Source organism: Micromonospora sp. WMMD956 (genome assembly GCF_029626125.1).
Taxonomy (GTDB): domain Bacteria; phylum Actinomycetota; class Actinomycetes; order Mycobacteriales; family Micromonosporaceae; genus Micromonospora; species Micromonospora carbonacea.
Genome location: NZ_JARUBI010000005.1, coordinates 3,877,647 through 3,891,495, shown reverse-complemented (window position 1 = coordinate 3,891,495; position 13,849 = coordinate 3,877,647). Strand labels below are relative to the sequence as shown.

Genomic DNA, 13,849 nt, shown 5'->3' with positions numbered 1-13,849 from the left:
ATCGTCAGTATTACTGACGATCAGGTTAGCCGTAACATGGGACCGTGTCCACCGACTACAGCGCCGCCGCGGATCCGCGCGACCTCCTCGGCTATCTCCTCAAGCACGCGACCCTGCGGCTCACCGCGCTGACGGACGCGGCACTGGAGCACCTCGGGATCGACAGCAAGGACTTCGGGGCGCTGCGCGTGCTGGCCCACGGCGAACCGGCCTCGCAACTACAGGTGGCACAGAAGCTCGGCGTCGACCGCACGACGATGGTCGCGCTGCTCGACGAGCTCGAACGCAAGGGCATCGTCGTACGACGCCCGGACCCGGCCGACCGACGCCGCAACATCGTCGCGCTCACCGATCAGGGCCGGCGCACCTTCGACGCCGCGCAGGCCGCGTACCAGGACGCCGAGAACGCTTTCCTCGCGCCGGTCCGCCCCGGTGCGGCCGATCAGCTCCGCCGCACGCTCCAGGACCTGCTGTAACGCTGAAGAAGCGCGGCGGCCGGCGACCGGCCCGCCGGTCGGGCACGGGCGAGCGAGGCGGCCACGGGAGCCGCGCACCAGCTCGCGCTCGAACACGGATCGAGTGGCATCCGGCGCGGGCGAGGCCACTCGATCCCGGATCGAGCACGATCTCGGGCCTTTTCTTACCTGTCGATTACGCGTCGCGGCCCGGCCGAACGGGAGAAGACGGAAGGGCCGTACCCACCGTCGGACGGCACTTCACGGCGAAGTGCCCGGCACGACGGAGGAACCCGATGGCGGGCAGCGGAAAGCGGAGACGGGTCCGGGGCAGCCGGGTGGTGGCGGTGGTGGCGGCCGTCGGGGCGGTCGGCGCGCTCACGGTCACGTTCGTCTCCGGCGGTGGGCGGGGCAGCGCCTCGGCGGAGGCCAACCTCAACGACTTCGTCCCCATCGAGCGGGTCGCCGCCAACGTGCCGGCCCCACGACCGGGCCCCAACGCGTCCAGGGGCGTCTTCACCGTGGACTGCGGGACCAACCGCAACGGCAAGTTCAGCCCGGACAATCCCGTCGCCCAGCCCGGGATCCGCAACGGGGCGGAACACCTGCACGACTTCGTCGGCAACCTGGCGATCGACGCCAACACCCCCGACGCGGTGCTGGCGGCCTCCGGGACCACCTGCCGCAACGGGGACCGCTCGTCGTACTTCTGGCCGGTCGTCCGGATCGACAAGTCCGTGCGGGCCGGCCTGGACCCGCAGGCGCTGGGCGCGGTGCAGCCGACGGTGTCCTGCCCCCGGGTCGCCGACCGGCTGCCGGCGGTGCCCGCGTCCGCCCGCGACGGCGTACGGCGGGACCTGGCCGCCCTCGACCGGCAGCTCGCGTCGGCCAACGGCCGGATGGCCGCCAGCCGGGGGCGGATCGACCAGCGGCTCAACCAGTCCGTGCTCGGCGCCCTGCGCGCCGAGCGGGCCGAGACGATCAAGCGGATCTCCCGGACGATGAGCGGTGCCGGCAGTCGTCCCCGTGGCCTCGTGTCGCTGGTGGACTGCGAGGTCAGCTACGACGGCCTGCACGCCACGCACAGCGCGGCACCGGCGACGGCCAGCGGCGCGAGCCCGGGTGTGCGGTGCCCGAGCGTCCGCGACAAGCTGCCCGGGGTGCCGGCGTCGGCCCTCGACGAGGTCAACCGCAACCTCGACCTGCTCGACCAGCAGATCGCGGAGGCGAACGAGCGGCTGGTCACCACCAAGGGTCAGGGCGGCCCGAACTTCGCGCTCAACGCGATCGTGGGCCCGTTGCAGTCCAAGCGCGTCGCCACGCTCGACCGGATCGCCATCGCCATCGGCCGCACCGCGCCCCGGCCGCAGGGGCTGGAGGCGCTCGCCGCCTGCGCGCTCGACGAGCGACCCGTGGGCGGCCAGCCCGGCGGCAACGGCGAGGGCGACAACAACGGCAACGGCGACAACGGCAACAACGGCGGGAACAACGGGAACGGCAACAACGACGGCGGGGACAAGCCGCTGCCGGAGCCGCAGGGGCCGAACCTGGAGCTGCCGAACAACACCGGCCGGATCGTGCAGCCGTCGAAGGTGCTGATCGAGTACCGGGGCAACCCGGGCGCGAAGGTCACGCCGATGCCGAGGTTCCTGCGGGCGCTGACCGGCGACGCCAAGCCCACCAGCCGGGGCCCGGCCAACGCCCGCGCCACCTGGACCTGCTCGGGCTTCGCCGACCGGCTGTCCGACCGGTACCCGATCTGCCCCGACGGCAGTCAGGTCATGCGGGTGCAGGACTTCCCCGGCTGCTGGGACGGCCGGAACACCGACAGCGAGAACCACCGGGCCCACCTGGCCTTCGCCGACCCGGCCACCGGGGCCTGCCCGCAGGGCTTCGTGGCGATCCCGCAGCTGCGGATCAGCATCGCCTACGACATCCCGCGCGCCGTGCAGCTCCGGGGCCAGTACGCGCTGGACTCGTTCCCCGAGGAGAACCACAACCCGTTCTCGGACCACAACGACTTCGTCAACGTCAACTCCGACAAGCAGATGCGCAAGATCGCGGCCTGCCTGAACGAGGGGCGTCGCTGCTCCTGACCGGGCGACCGCCCGGGCGGGCCGGGCGTCAGCCCGGCCCGTCACCGAATGCCGGCCCGCCGGCCCGTTACCGGAGACTCCAGGCGATGCCGTCGAGGATGTCGTGCTCGCTCGCCACCACCGCGGACATGCCGGCCCGCTCCATGATCGTGCGGAGCACCAGGGCGCCCGCGCCGATCACGTCGGCCCGGCCCGGGTGCATCACCGGGATCGCCAACCGCTGCTCGCGGGTCTTCGCCAGCAGGTCGGCGGTCACCTCCGCCACCGCGCCGTACGACACCCGGGCGTGGTGGATGCGCTCCGGCTCGTACTCCGTGAGGCCCTCGGCGATGGCCACGACGGTGGTGACCGACCCGGCGAGCCCGACCAGGGTGGCGGCCTGCCGGCCCGGCACGGCCTCCAGCGCACGGTCCACCGCGACGGTGATGTCCGCCTGCGCGGCGGCGATCTGGTCGAGGCCGGGCGGGTCGCCGAGCAGGTGCCGCTCGGTCATCCGGACGCAGCCGATGTCCATCGAGATCGCGGCCTCGACGCCGCCGGCCCGGGTGCCGACCACGAACTCGGTGGACCCGCCGCCGATGTCGATGACCAGGTACGGCTCCAGGGCGTCGGCGGGCAGGCCGCGCACCGCGCCGGTGAAGGAAAGCCGGGCCTCCTCGTCGCCGGTGACCACCTCGGGCGCGACGCCGAGGGTGCGCTCCACCATCGCCCGGAAGTCCCCGGCGTTGGAGGCGTCCCGGGACGCCGAGGTGGCGCACATCCGCACCCGGTCGACGCCGAGCGTGTCGATCTCGGCGGCGTACGAGGCGAGGGCCACCCTGGTCCGCTCGATCGCCTCGGGGGCGAGCCGGCCCGTCTTGTCGACGCCCTGGCCGAGGCGGACGATCTCCATCCGGCGGCTCAGGTCGACCAGCGGCGCGTCCGGCCCGGCGGCGGGGTCGGGCAGGTCGGCGACCAGCAGTCGGATGGAGTTCGTCCCGCAGTCGATGGCGGCCACACGCGTCGTCACGGCAGCAACCCTACGGCAGCGGCCCCACCCCGCCGGCGGCGACGGGACCACGGGAGCCACCCGCGGCGGGACCACGGGGGTCGCCCGCGACGGGACCACGGGGGTCGCCCGCGACGGGACCACGGGGGTCGCCCGCGGCGGGACCACTGGGGCCGCCCGCGACGGGAGCACGGGGATGACCCGCGACAGGATCGCCGGGGCCGCCGGGTCGCCCCCGGCGGCGGGCGGCGCGGGCCGACAACCGGACCAGTTCGGGCAGCCAGCCGAGCGCGCCGACCAGCAGCAGCGCCGCCAGCAGGGGCAGCCGCCACCACCAGCGCACGGTGGCCGGGGGCGGGTCCGGCTGGTCGGCCACCCACGGACGGGCGGTCTTCGACCAGGCGAGGAACGCGTCGCCGACCGGCAGGACGCCGAACGCGTACCGGCGGGTGGCCGGGGTGTCGACGGGCAGCCCGACCAGGTCGCCGTAGCTGGCCAGCGCGCCGGCCAGCGCGGCGTCGCCCTGGGACTGGGCCGCGCCGAGGGTGACCACGGTCGCCGACAGGCTCACCCCGAGCAGCAGCGGCCCGGAGTCCACGTCGCCCGGCCCGGCCGTGCCGTCCGGGTATTCGCGCACGGCCGGGCCGAGCCCCAGCGGGGACGCGACGAACCGCTCCCGGAAGGTCAGGTACTGCGCGCGGGCGAACGCCGGGTCGACGTCCACCAGGAACCGCTGGATGACGCTCTGGGAGGTGGCGCGGGCCACCTCGGCCGGCGCCCCGGTGGCCGGGTCGACCCGGTGCGGCAGCAGGCCGGTGCGCGGGTCGAGGCGCTGCCGCACACCGTCCAGCCAGCGGGCCACGGTGCCGGCGAACCGGGGCGGCGGCGGATCACCGGGCGGGGCCTCGGTGGACGGCGCACCGGGCGACGACGCGCCGGGCCGCAACGGATCGGGCGGCAGCGCGCCGGAGGGCAGCAGCGCGTCGTGCAGCCGCAGCGACGCCACCGCCACGGTCGAGTCGACCGGCCACGCCTGCCCCGGGTACGCGGCCAGGTACGGCGTGTCGGACGCGTCGAACGCCGCCCCGATCGCGGCGGAGGCGTCGGCGAACCGGGCCGCCTCCGCCGGGTCCCGCCGCTCGGCCGGTTGCAGGGCGAGCACCCCGCCGCGCAGCCAGTTCGTCCAGCCCTGCCAGAAGATCCCGTACGCGGGGGTGAGGCCGGGGTCGAACGGGGCGGTGCCGGCGGGCGACTCCAGCCGGGCCAGCGCCCAGCGCGCCTCCCGCAGCTCGCCGGCCCGCTGCCCGGCCGGCTTGCGCAGGCCCAACTCGACGCGGGCCAGCCCGTACAGGGCGTGGGCGAAGAACCAGCCCTCCGGGAACAGCGCCTGGGCGTCCTCGCCCGCGCCGTCGTCGAGGGCGGCGCGCAGGAAGGCGAGCTGCCGGGCCACCCCGGGCGGCTCGCCGTCCGGGCCGGCGGTGGCCGGTACGACGAGGCGGACGACCCCGAGGAGGGCAGCGGCGGTCAGCAGCAGCGCGCAGACGCGGCGGGCGATCCCCATCCCGCCAGCCTGCCCGACGTGATCAAGAGATCAGAGGCGCAGCAGCATGCGGGTGTTGCCGAGGGTGTTGGGCTTGACCCGTTCCAGGTCCAGGAACTCGGCGACGCCCTCGTCGTACGAGCGCAGGAGCTGCTCGTACACCGGCTGCGGCACCGGCGCGCCGTCGATCTCGCGGAAGCCGAACGAGCCGAAGAACCGGGTCTCGAAGGTCAGCACGAAGATGCGGGCCACCCCGATCTCCCGGGCCGCGTCGATCAGCTCGCCGACGATGCGGTGCCCGATGCGCCGCCCCCGGTAGGCCGGGTCGACGGCCACCGTGCGGATCTCCGCCAGGTCCTCCCACATCACGTGCAGCGCGCCGCAGCCGACGACGGCGTCGGCGTCGGCCGCGACCCGGAACTCCTGCACGTCCTCGTAGAGGGTGACCGTGGCCTTGCTGAGCAGCCGCCGGTCGTCGGTGTAGGTGTCGACGAGCCGCCGGATGCCGCGCACGTCGGAGGTGCGGGCGCGGCGCACGAGGACGGTGTCGGTGGTCATCTCACCCCACCGCCGGGACGTCCACGCACGGCCCGGCCGCCCACCACTTCTCCACCAGCGCGAGGGTCTCGTCGCCGAACGGGTTGACCCCCGGGCCCGCGCCGAGCGCGTGGCCGAGGTGCACGTGCAGGCACTTGACCCGGCCGGGCATGCCGCCGGCCGACACGCCGTCGATCTCCGGCACGTGCCCAATCGCCTCGCGGCGGGCCAGGTAGTCCTCGTGCGCCGCCCGGTAGCGGGCGGCCAGCTCCGGGTCGGCGGCCAGCCGCTCGGCCATCTCCTTCATCACCCCGGCCGACTCCAGCCGGCTGCACGCGGCCGTCGCCCGGGGGCAGGTCAGGTAGAACAACGTCGGGAAGGGCGTGCCGTCGGCCAGGCGCGGGGTCGTCTCCACCACGTCGGGCAGGCCGCAGGGGCAGCGGTGGGCCACCGCCCGGGTGCCGCGCGGCGTGCGGCCGAGCTGGGCGGCCACCGCCGCCAGGTCGGCCTCGGTGGCCGGCTCCCGCTTCGGCGGGGGAACGGAGTCCGCCGCCGGGTCGGGCGGGGGTACGACAGTCACGGTGCCCATCTTTCGTCGGTGCGCGTGGAACGTCTGCGTGCGGGAAGTGGCGCGCTCACTGGCCTGGGCGGTCGGCGTTCGCGGCCCGCACGCTCGACCACAGGGTGTCGTACCAGGGATCGGGGGTCACCGGCCGGGCGGGGCCCTTCCCGCCGCCCGCGTCCCGGGCCGCGCCCGCCGGGTCGTTGAGCACGATCACCGGGACCTCGCCCGGGTAGACCATGTAGAACCGCTCCCGGGCCTGGATGCGGATGTACTCGTCGTCGCGCCACTTGGCCGCCTCGGCGGCGCGCTCGGCGATGAGCTGCCGCTGGGCGGCCTGGGCCGCCTCCATCCGCTGGATGTCCGCCTGCTGGTCCAGGTAGACCCGGACCGGGTAGGTGTAGGCGAGGGCGAGCGCGATGAGCACCGCGAACAGCACGGTGGCCCGGCCGGTGAAGCGTCGGGGGTGGGGTGCGGAGAGCCGCTTGACCGTGCCACCGGCGGCGGTACGCCGGGCGGCGGCGGGACGGTTCGCGGAGCGTACCGGCTCGGTGGCGCGGGCCGCGCCGGGTGACCGGCCGGCGGCGCGTGCCTCCGCGCGGACGCCGTCGCGGACCGACGCCCGGGTGCGGGCCCCGCCCGGCCGGCCGGACTGACCCGGCCGGCGGGCGGGACGCTGACCACCCGGTGTGCGGCGCTGCTGCATCGTCACACCCCTCCCCCGAGGCCCAATGGGTGTCTCAGGCCGAACGGTAACGCGGGAACGCGCCCGCACCGGCGTACCGCGCCGCGTCGGCCAGCTCCTCCTCGATGCGCAGGAGCTGGTTGTACTTGGCCACCCGGTCCGAGCGGGCCGGTGCGCCGGTCTTGATCTGGCCGCAGCCGGTGGCCACCGCCAGGTCGGCGATGGTGGTGTCCTCCGTCTCGCCGGAGCGGTGGCTCATCATGCACCGGAAGCCGGCCCGGTGGGCCAGCTCGACCGCGTCGAGGGTCTCGGTCAGCGAGCCGATCTGGTTGACCTTCACCAGCACGGCGTTGGCGGCCTTCTCGGCGATGCCCCGGGCGATGCGCTGCGGGTTGGTGACGAACAGGTCGTCGCCGACGATCTGGACCCGGTCGCCGATCGCCGCGGTCAGGGTGGCCCAGCCGCTCCAGTCGTCCTCGGCCAGCGGGTCCTCGATGGACACGATCGGGTAGTCGCCCGCCAGCTTGGTGTAGTAGTTGCTCATCTCCTCGGCGGACTTCGCCGCGCCCTCGAACGTGTAGGTGCCGTTGTCGAAGAACTCGGTGGCGGCCACGTCCAGGGCGAAGACGATGTCGGTGCCGAGCCGGTAGCCGGCCTTGTCGACCGCCTCGGCGATCAGGTCCAGCGCGGCGGCGTTGGTGGGCAGGTTGGGGGCGAAGCCGCCCTCGTCGCCGAGGCCGGTGGAGAGGCCCTTCTTCTTCAGCACCGACTTGAGCGCGTGGTAGACCTCCGCGCCGGAGCGCAGCGCGTCGCGGAAGGTGGGCGCGCCGATCGGCGCGATCATGAACTCCTGGACGTCGACGTTGGAGTCGGCGTGCGCGCCGCCGTTGAGGATGTTCATCATCGGCACCGGGAGCAGGTGCGCGTTGGGGCCGCCCAGGTAGCGGAACAGGCTCAGCTCGGCGCTGCCGGCGGCCGCCTTGGCCACGGCCAGGGACACGCCGAGGATCGCGTTCGCGCCCAGCTCGCCCTTGTTGTCCGAGCCGTCGATGTCGATCATCTTCTGGTCGATCAGCCGCTGCTCGCTGGCCTCGTAGCCGATGAGCTGGTCGACGATCTTGTCCTCGATGTTGGCGACGGCCTTCTCGACACCCTTGCCCAGGTAGCGGTCCTTGTCACCGTCGCGCAGCTCGACCGCCTCGAACGCGCCGGTGGAGGCGCCGGACGGCACCGCGGCGCGGGCGATCGTGCCGTCGTCGAGCCCGACCTCGACCTCGACCGTGGGGTTGCCCCGCGAGTCGAGAATCTCCCGGGCGACGATTCCCTCGATGGTTGCCACTGAGTCGCTCCTCGTTTGTGTGGTTCCGGTCCGGTATGGGCCGCGACGGTGCGGCTGAGGCAGGTGTTGAACGCAGCGTATCGGGCGACGGCGCGGCGCACCGCGTCGCCCGGCGCATCCGGCGGGACGGTGCGGGTCGGACATTCCCGGATTCTCGGCCCCGAACCGGCAACCGGTTTGCGCGAGGTGGACCCGATCGACAAGGCTGGTGGCCATGCCCGCCGCCTCGACCACGTTCCGCGCGCTCGCTCTGTCGGTCATCGCGTCACTCTCGGTCACCGGCTGTCAGGCCCTCGACGACGCCGGCCAGGCGATCGGCCGGTCGGACCTGGTCAACGACTTCGCCGCCCGGCTGGACCAGGCGCTCGAACTCACCTACTCGGCCGAATACCAGCTCCCCGGCGGCCGGACCGCCACCATCACCCAGGCGCAGGACCCGGCCCGGTCGGCGTACACCTGGCCGGGCGGGAAGTTGACCGTCACCGCCGACGCCACCACCCGCTGCGAGACCGGCACGGGCAAGGCCGTCTGCACGCTGCTCGCCCCGCCCCCGCCGAACGCCCGCCCGTCCGTCGAGCTGTTCACCGAAGCGAAGCGGCGGGGCCTGGTCACCCCGCCGGTGGTGGTCGGGCTGCTCACCGAGGCGGCGCTCGACCCGCAGGCCGTCATCAAGGAGACCGACACCACCCTCGCCGGGCACCACGCCGCCTGCGTGCAGGTCGAGCGCTCGGCCGGCGACTTCACCGCCTGCATGACCACCGAGGGCGTGCTCGGCAGCTTCACCGGCGAGGTGGACGGCACGCCGATGGAGCTGGCGCTCGACCGCTACACCGACACGGTCGACGGAGCGAGCTTCGAGCTGCCGGCCGGCGCGGGCGTCGTGGACCGCCGCACCGCCAACTCGTGACGGGGGACGCCGCAGGCGCGTTCGTCGCGGGGGCACCACACGGCGGCCCGCCGCAGCCAGGTGACCTCGCCCTCGTGGTCGCCGGACGGAAGCTGCTGACCGGCCCCGACGACCGCTTCCCCCGCGTCGGCGAGCTGCCCGCCGACACCGGCTGGGTGCCGCTCGGCACGCTCGACGGCGTGCCCGCCTGGGGTGCGGACGCCACCGACGGCCAGCCGCCCGAGGGCAGGTGGCGCAGCTGGCGGTCGCTCGCCGCCGCTCTGCCCGCCCCGCTGGCCGACCTGGCGGGCCGGGCGCTGGCCGTGCTCACCTTCCGCCGCACCCACCGCTGGTGCGGGGCGTGCCGGGCCGAGCTGGCCGACGTGCCGGGCGAGCAGTCCCGCCGCTGCCCCGGCTGCGACCTGTACGTGCCGATCCGGCTCTCCGCCGCCGTTTTGGTCGCCATCACCCGCCCCGGGCCGACCGGCGGCCCCGACGAGCTGCTGCTGGTCCGGCACGCGTCCGGCCCGACGGCGCTGTGGGCGCTGGTCGCCGGGTTCGTCGAGGCCGGCGAGTCACTGGAGGACGCCGCGCGCCGGGAGGTCGGCGAGGAGGTGGGGCTGGCCCTCGGGCGGCTCACCTACTTCGGCAGCCAGCCGTGGGCGCTGTCCGGGCCGGGCGTGCTGCTGGCCGGGTTCACCGCGACCGTCGCCGACACCGCCGCCGAGCCGGTCGTCGACGGCCGGGAGCTGGCCGAGGCCCGCTGGTTCCCGCTCGACCGGCTGCCGGCGGAGCTGCCGCCGGCGTACTCCATCTCCCGCTGGCTCGTCGACCACGTCGCCGCCCGCCCGGCGGGCTGACCGCCCCGGCGCCGGGGGCCGTCCGGCCCTGACCGCGCCGACCCGTCGGCGGATGCTGGCCCCGGGCGGCCCGCCCACGGTGTGCACTGGCGGGAGGACGAGGTGGGGGCGGTGGCGGTGCGCGCGACCGGATCGGCGCGGGACGAGGGGCGGCTCGCGGCGACCGACGCGGCGGCGCTGACCGTCGCCGACGCCGGCGTGCGCAGGCGGGTTAGGAGGGGGCCCCTGTACGACAGAATGCGTTAACAGGGGGACCTTCCTTACCCCAAGCCGAGCAGGGTGCGGAGGTGGCGCGGGGGCGGGCAGTCGTGGGCGAGCATCGCGTCGTGCCAGTCGCGCACCGACACCCCGGCCGGGCGCAGGGCGGCGATCCCGGCGATCTCGCTGTAGCCCACGAAGTAGGTGGAGAGCTGCGTCGAGGTGAGCAGCGCCCGCCGCCACTTGCCGGCCGCCTCGCCCTCCTCCTGGAAGCCCCGGCCCGTCATCAGCGCCATCGCCTCGGCCTCGGCCAGGTCGTCGCAGTGCACGAGCTGGTCGAGCAGGGCGTTGATGGTCATCCGCAGCTGCATCTTGAGCTGCTGCAACCGCACCGGCAGCCCGCCGTAGCCGAGGCCGGCCATCAGCTCCTCGGTGTAGACGGCCCAGCCCTCGACGAACGGGCCGGACCTGGCCAGCGCCCGGACCCGGGTGGGGCCGACGTGCCGGCGGGCGTGGGCGAGCTGGAGGAAGTGCCCCGGCATCGCCTCGTGCACCGTCAGGTTGCGGATCATGTGATCGTTGTATTCGCGGTAGAACGACTCGACGCGGGCCGCCGGCCAGTCGGCCGGGGTCGGCGCGATGCAGTAGAACGTCGGCACGGGCGCGAGCTCCAGCGGGCCGGGCGAGTCGCAGTAGGCCACCGCCACGCCGCGGGCGAACTCCGGCATCTCCTGGATCACGCACGGGTCGTCGACCAGCGTCACCAGGTCGTGCGCCCGGACGAAGTCCGTCGCCTCGTCGAGGGTGACCGAGGCGAGGTCGACGATCGTGTGGTCGTCGGGGTGCTCGGCGGCCAGCAGGTCGAGCGCCCGGCGCACGGTCTCGTCGTCGGCCGGGCCGCCGACCAGCTCGACGGCCGCCTCGCGCAGCTCGGCGGTGACCCGGTCGAGGTTGGCCCAGGCCCGGCGCTGCACCTCGGCGGCCCCCAGCTCGGTGTCGAGGGTGTGCCACAGCCGGGCCTCCCAGCGCCGCCGGCCCAGCCTCGGGTCCCGCCCCGGGCCGGCGTCGGCGGCCAGCCCGGCGCGCAGCCACGCCACGAACTCCTCCAGCGCGGCGATCGCGGCCGTGGCGGCGGGCTCCACCCGGTCGTGCAGCCCCGGCTCCTCGGCGAGCAGCCGGGGCACCTCGTCGCGGACCAGCGCCGCCGCGCCGGTGAACTGCCCCACCGCCGTCTCGGCGTGCACCCGGGGCACGTCGCGCAGCGTCGCACGCGCGGTCGCCAGCGCATCCGGTACGGCGGCGAGCCGCCCGGCCAGGCTGGTCAGCCGCACGTCGGCCGGGGCGAACGGGCGGGCGAGCAGGGCGTGCAGCAGCGGGGCCGGGTTGTGCCGCAGCGGGTCCCACTCGTGGTCACGGATCTCGTCGGCCTCGAACAGCTCCCGGTCGACCAGGGCGGTGAGCAGCGCGTGGTCGACGCCCTCGTCGGTGTCGAGGGAATCGGGGTCGAGCTCGGAGAGCGCGTCGGCCGCGTCCTTCAGCATCGCCCGGTCGGCGGCGACCGCGTCGGCGGAGAGGTCGGGCAGGCGGTCGTCGTAGCGGTGGTCCCCGGCGGAGCTGGCCAGCCCCGGCCGGCTCTCCAGCAACGCCTCGACGATCCGCTCGGCGAGCGGCACGAACGCTTCCATGGCCCGAACCCTACCGACCGCCCCCGACACCCGCTCCCCGGCGAGATCTTGGTACGGATCGGCCCCACTGGGGGCGCTCCGTACCAAGATCTCGGGGAGCGGGCCGAGCCGGCCGGGCGGCCCGCTTCGCGGACCCGCCCGGCGGGGACGGCGGCGGGTCAGGGGCGGGGGGCGGTGCGCTCGGCGGCGCGGACCGCGTCGGCGTAGGCCAGGGCGGTGCGGCGCAGCGCCGCTTCCGGGTCCAGGTCGGCGGCCCGGGCCGCCACCACGGCGGCCAGCAGCTCCGCGCCGAGCCGCGCCTCCGCGTCGACCCGAGGCCCCGCGTCGGGCCGCGCCTCCGGGTCGGTCGACGGGTCGGGCCGCGCGTCGGCCGCCGGCAGCGGGACCGTCAGGCCGGCGCGACCGGCGCGGTCGAGGATCTTGGCGGCCAGGGCGAGGGCGGGCAGGCTCGGCGCGATGCCGTCGAGCACGGAGTCGCGGGCCTTCTCCGCCCGCTTGATCCGCTCCCAGTTGGCGGTGATCTCGTCGAGCGTCGTGGCCCGGTCGTCGGCGAAGACGTGCGGGTTGCGCCGGATCATCTTGTCCACCAGGCCGCCGGCCACGTCGTCGACGGTCCACCGCGCCCCGTCGGGCAGCTCCTCGGCCATCCGCGCGTGCAGCAGCACCTGGAGCAGCACGTCGCCCAGCTCCTCGCGCAGCGCGTCGGTGTCGTCCGCGCCGATCGCGTCGTACGCCTCGTAGCACTCCTCGATCAGGTAGCCGGCGAGGCTGCGGTGCGTCTGCGCCCGCTTCCACGGGTCGCCGCCCGGCGAGGCCAGCCGGTCCATCACCTCGACCGCGTCGAGCAGCCGCGCGCCCGGCGGGTCCCACGAGCCGTACATCAGCTCCAGCTCGGCCAGGCCCGGCTCGCGGGCCAGCCGCAGGCCCAGCTCCCGGGCCAGCGCCTCGTCGCCGGCGGGCCCGGCCAGCCAGACCACCGCGCCGTGCGCCGCCGCCGCGTGCAGCAGCGCCGGCACCGGCGGGCCGTCGGGCACGGTCACCTCGGCGCCCGCCGCGCGCACGGCCGCCGTCAGCCCGCTCTCCGCGCCGGCCAGCACCGGGTTTCCGCGTACGACGTCCCAGGCCGCCGCCGTCAGCAGCCCGACCGGCAGCCGGGGCGAGGTGACCAGCAGGACGACCCGGGCGGTCATCCCTGCGGCACGGCCGGTGCGGTCGGCTCCGCCGGGGCCTGCGGGGTGGAGATGTCGGTCACCGGGCCGTTCTCGTCGACGTACGGCAACGAGTAGAAGACCAGCGACTGGCCGGTGCTGACCACCGACGGGACGCCGACCGGCCGGAACCGGGGGTTGATCGACGCGCCGGCCTTCTCGGCCTCCTGCTGGAGGGCGTTGCTGAGCGCGGTGGCGGCACGCACGAAGCCGCCCTGGCTGCCGGGGCCGCCGCTCTCCCCGAACGCCTGCCGGACCTGCGCCACGGTCATCCCGGGCTGGATCGCCCCGGTCTTGGCGATGGCCTGGTAGACGGCCATGACCGCCTCGTCGCTCACCTCGGCCGTGGGCAGCTTCGCGCCGAGCGCGCCGGAGATGTCCACCCACTCGCCCCAGAGCCGGACGTACTCGGTGCTGGCCGGCATCTGGAGCTGCTGCTCCAGCTGCTCCGGCTTGACCTCGTCGGCCACCGTGACGCCCTGCTCGGCCATCACCCGCTTGCCCAGCTCGATGCTGACCAGCAGGTTGAGCACGTCCTGCCGGGTGACCGTGGAGCGCAGCTGCTCCGCCGACGGGGTCGCGCCGCCCTGCCCGGCCTGCGCCCGGATCGCGTCGGCGTACTTGGTCTGGGCTTCGTCGTAGATCTCGTTGACCCGGTCGACGGAGTATTCCGCGTCGCCGACGTACGCGGCGACGTCCGGCGCGGCCTTCCCGCACGCGGCGAGGGAGAGGACACCGAGGGCCGCGACGCTGGCGGCGGCGATGAGACGGCGAGCACGCATGACCGTCACTCTCTCATGCGCCCCCACC

The 13,849-nt window shown here is 75.1% G+C and carries 13 protein-coding genes; 4 read left to right on the top strand and 9 right to left on the bottom strand.

Annotation, left to right across the window (positions count from 1 at the left end; genetic code table 11):
• The first annotated feature begins 44 nt into the window (after positions 1 to 44).
• A complete protein-coding gene (locus tag O7628_RS17925) occupies positions 45 to 476 on the top strand; it encodes a MarR family winged helix-turn-helix transcriptional regulator (protein ID WP_278132090.1) in 432 nt (143 codons plus the stop codon).
• Between the two features lie 275 nt (positions 477 to 751).
• On the top strand, positions 752 to 2,551 hold the full coding sequence (locus tag O7628_RS17920) for a DUF1996 domain-containing protein (RefSeq protein ID WP_278132088.1): 1,800 nt from the start codon (positions 752 to 754) through the stop codon (positions 2,549 to 2,551).
• A 67-nt stretch (positions 2,552 to 2,618) separates the two neighbouring features.
• Here O7628_RS17920 and O7628_RS17915 read toward each other — a convergent pair whose 3' ends face one another.
• Genes O7628_RS17915 through eno form a run of 6 tightly spaced genes read right to left on the bottom strand, consistent with a single transcriptional unit; the run spans position 2,619 to position 8,202 of the window.
• Positions 2,619 to 3,548 carry a Ppx/GppA phosphatase family protein gene (locus tag O7628_RS17915; protein ID WP_278136337.1) on the bottom strand — a complete coding sequence of 310 codons (930 nt, stop codon included), beginning with the start codon at positions 3,546 to 3,548 and terminating at the stop codon, positions 2,619 to 2,621.
• Positions 3,549 to 3,570: 22 nt separating this feature from the next.
• Complete coding sequence (locus O7628_RS17910) at positions 3,571 to 5,100, bottom strand: hypothetical protein (RefSeq protein ID WP_278132086.1); 1,530 nt, start codon at positions 5,098 to 5,100, stop codon at positions 3,571 to 3,573.
• Positions 5,101 to 5,130: 30 nt separating this feature from the next.
• Positions 5,131 to 5,637 (bottom strand): amino-acid N-acetyltransferase, encoded by a 507-nt coding sequence (locus tag O7628_RS17905; RefSeq protein WP_178063402.1) that lies wholly within the window; start codon positions 5,635 to 5,637, stop codon positions 5,131 to 5,133.
• A 1-nt stretch (position 5,638) separates the two neighbouring features.
• Complete coding sequence (locus O7628_RS17900) at positions 5,639 to 6,196, bottom strand: DUF501 domain-containing protein (RefSeq protein ID WP_278132084.1); 558 nt, start codon at positions 6,194 to 6,196, stop codon at positions 5,639 to 5,641.
• A 55-nt stretch (positions 6,197 to 6,251) separates the two neighbouring features.
• A complete protein-coding gene (locus tag O7628_RS17895; protein ID WP_278132081.1) occupies positions 6,252 to 6,884 on the bottom strand; it encodes a septum formation initiator family protein in 633 nt (210 codons plus the stop codon).
• Between the two features lie 34 nt (positions 6,885 to 6,918).
• Positions 6,919 to 8,202, bottom strand: coding sequence for a phosphopyruvate hydratase (eno, locus tag O7628_RS17890; protein WP_278132079.1), 1,284 nt, complete (start codon positions 8,200 to 8,202; stop codon positions 6,919 to 6,921).
• 214 nt (positions 8,203 to 8,416) lie between these two features.
• Here eno and O7628_RS17885 point away from each other — a divergent pair, with 214 nt between their 5' ends.
• The gene (locus O7628_RS17885; RefSeq protein ID WP_278132077.1) at positions 8,417 to 9,109 is read left to right on the top strand and encodes a hypothetical protein; all 693 of its coding nucleotides are present in this window, start codon (positions 8,417 to 8,419) and stop codon (positions 9,107 to 9,109) included.
• Positions 9,106 to 9,948: an NUDIX domain-containing protein gene (locus O7628_RS17880; RefSeq protein WP_278132076.1), complete on the top strand. Its 843-nt coding sequence runs from the start codon at positions 9,106 to 9,108 to the stop codon at positions 9,946 to 9,948. Before O7628_RS17885 ends, O7628_RS17880 begins: the two co-directional genes overlap by 4 nt.
• 260 nt (positions 9,949 to 10,208) lie before the next feature.
• Here the strand turns inward: O7628_RS17880 and O7628_RS17875 are convergent, their stop codons facing one another.
• The 3 genes from O7628_RS17875 to O7628_RS17865 all read right to left on the bottom strand — a co-directional run bounded on the left by O7628_RS17875 (position 10,209) and on the right by O7628_RS17865 (position 13,821).
• Positions 10,209 to 11,831 carry a DUF885 domain-containing protein gene (locus tag O7628_RS17875; protein WP_278132074.1) on the bottom strand — a complete coding sequence of 541 codons (1,623 nt, stop codon included), beginning with the start codon at positions 11,829 to 11,831 and terminating at the stop codon, positions 10,209 to 10,211.
• Positions 11,832 to 11,989: 158 nt separating this feature from the next.
• The gene (locus O7628_RS17870) at positions 11,990 to 13,021 is read right to left on the bottom strand and encodes a nucleoside triphosphate pyrophosphohydrolase (RefSeq protein WP_278132072.1); all 1,032 of its coding nucleotides are present in this window, start codon (positions 13,019 to 13,021) and stop codon (positions 11,990 to 11,992) included.
• Positions 13,018 to 13,821: a hypothetical protein gene (locus O7628_RS17865; protein ID WP_278132071.1), complete on the bottom strand. Its 804-nt coding sequence runs from the start codon at positions 13,819 to 13,821 to the stop codon at positions 13,018 to 13,020. Before O7628_RS17865 ends, O7628_RS17870 begins: the two co-directional genes overlap by 4 nt.
• Positions 13,822 to 13,849: the final 28 nt, after the last annotated feature.

Excerpts from the sequence above, each read along its gene's own strand:
- O7628_RS17920 (WP_278132088.1), top strand. The coding sequence starts at position 752 with ATGGCGGGCAGCGGAAAGCGGAGACGGGTCCGGGGCAGCCGGGTGGTG.
- O7628_RS17910 (WP_278132086.1), bottom strand. The coding sequence starts at position 5,100 with ATGGGGATCGCCCGCCGCGTCTGCGCGCTGCTGCTGACCGCCGCTGCC.
- O7628_RS17905 (WP_178063402.1), bottom strand. The coding sequence starts at position 5,637 with ATGACCACCGACACCGTCCTCGTGCGCCGCGCCCGCACCTCCGACGTG.
- O7628_RS17895 (WP_278132081.1), bottom strand. The coding sequence starts at position 6,884 with ATGCAGCAGCGCCGCACACCGGGTGGTCAGCGTCCCGCCCGCCGGCCG.
- O7628_RS17885 (WP_278132077.1), top strand. The coding sequence starts at position 8,417 with ATGCCCGCCGCCTCGACCACGTTCCGCGCGCTCGCTCTGTCGGTCATC.
- O7628_RS17875 (WP_278132074.1), bottom strand. The coding sequence starts at position 11,831 with ATGGAAGCGTTCGTGCCGCTCGCCGAGCGGATCGTCGAGGCGTTGCTG.
- O7628_RS17870 (WP_278132072.1), bottom strand. The coding sequence starts at position 13,021 with ATGACCGCCCGGGTCGTCCTGCTGGTCACCTCGCCCCGGCTGCCGGTC.
- O7628_RS17865 (WP_278132071.1), bottom strand. The coding sequence starts at position 13,821 with ATGCGTGCTCGCCGTCTCATCGCCGCCGCCAGCGTCGCGGCCCTCGGT.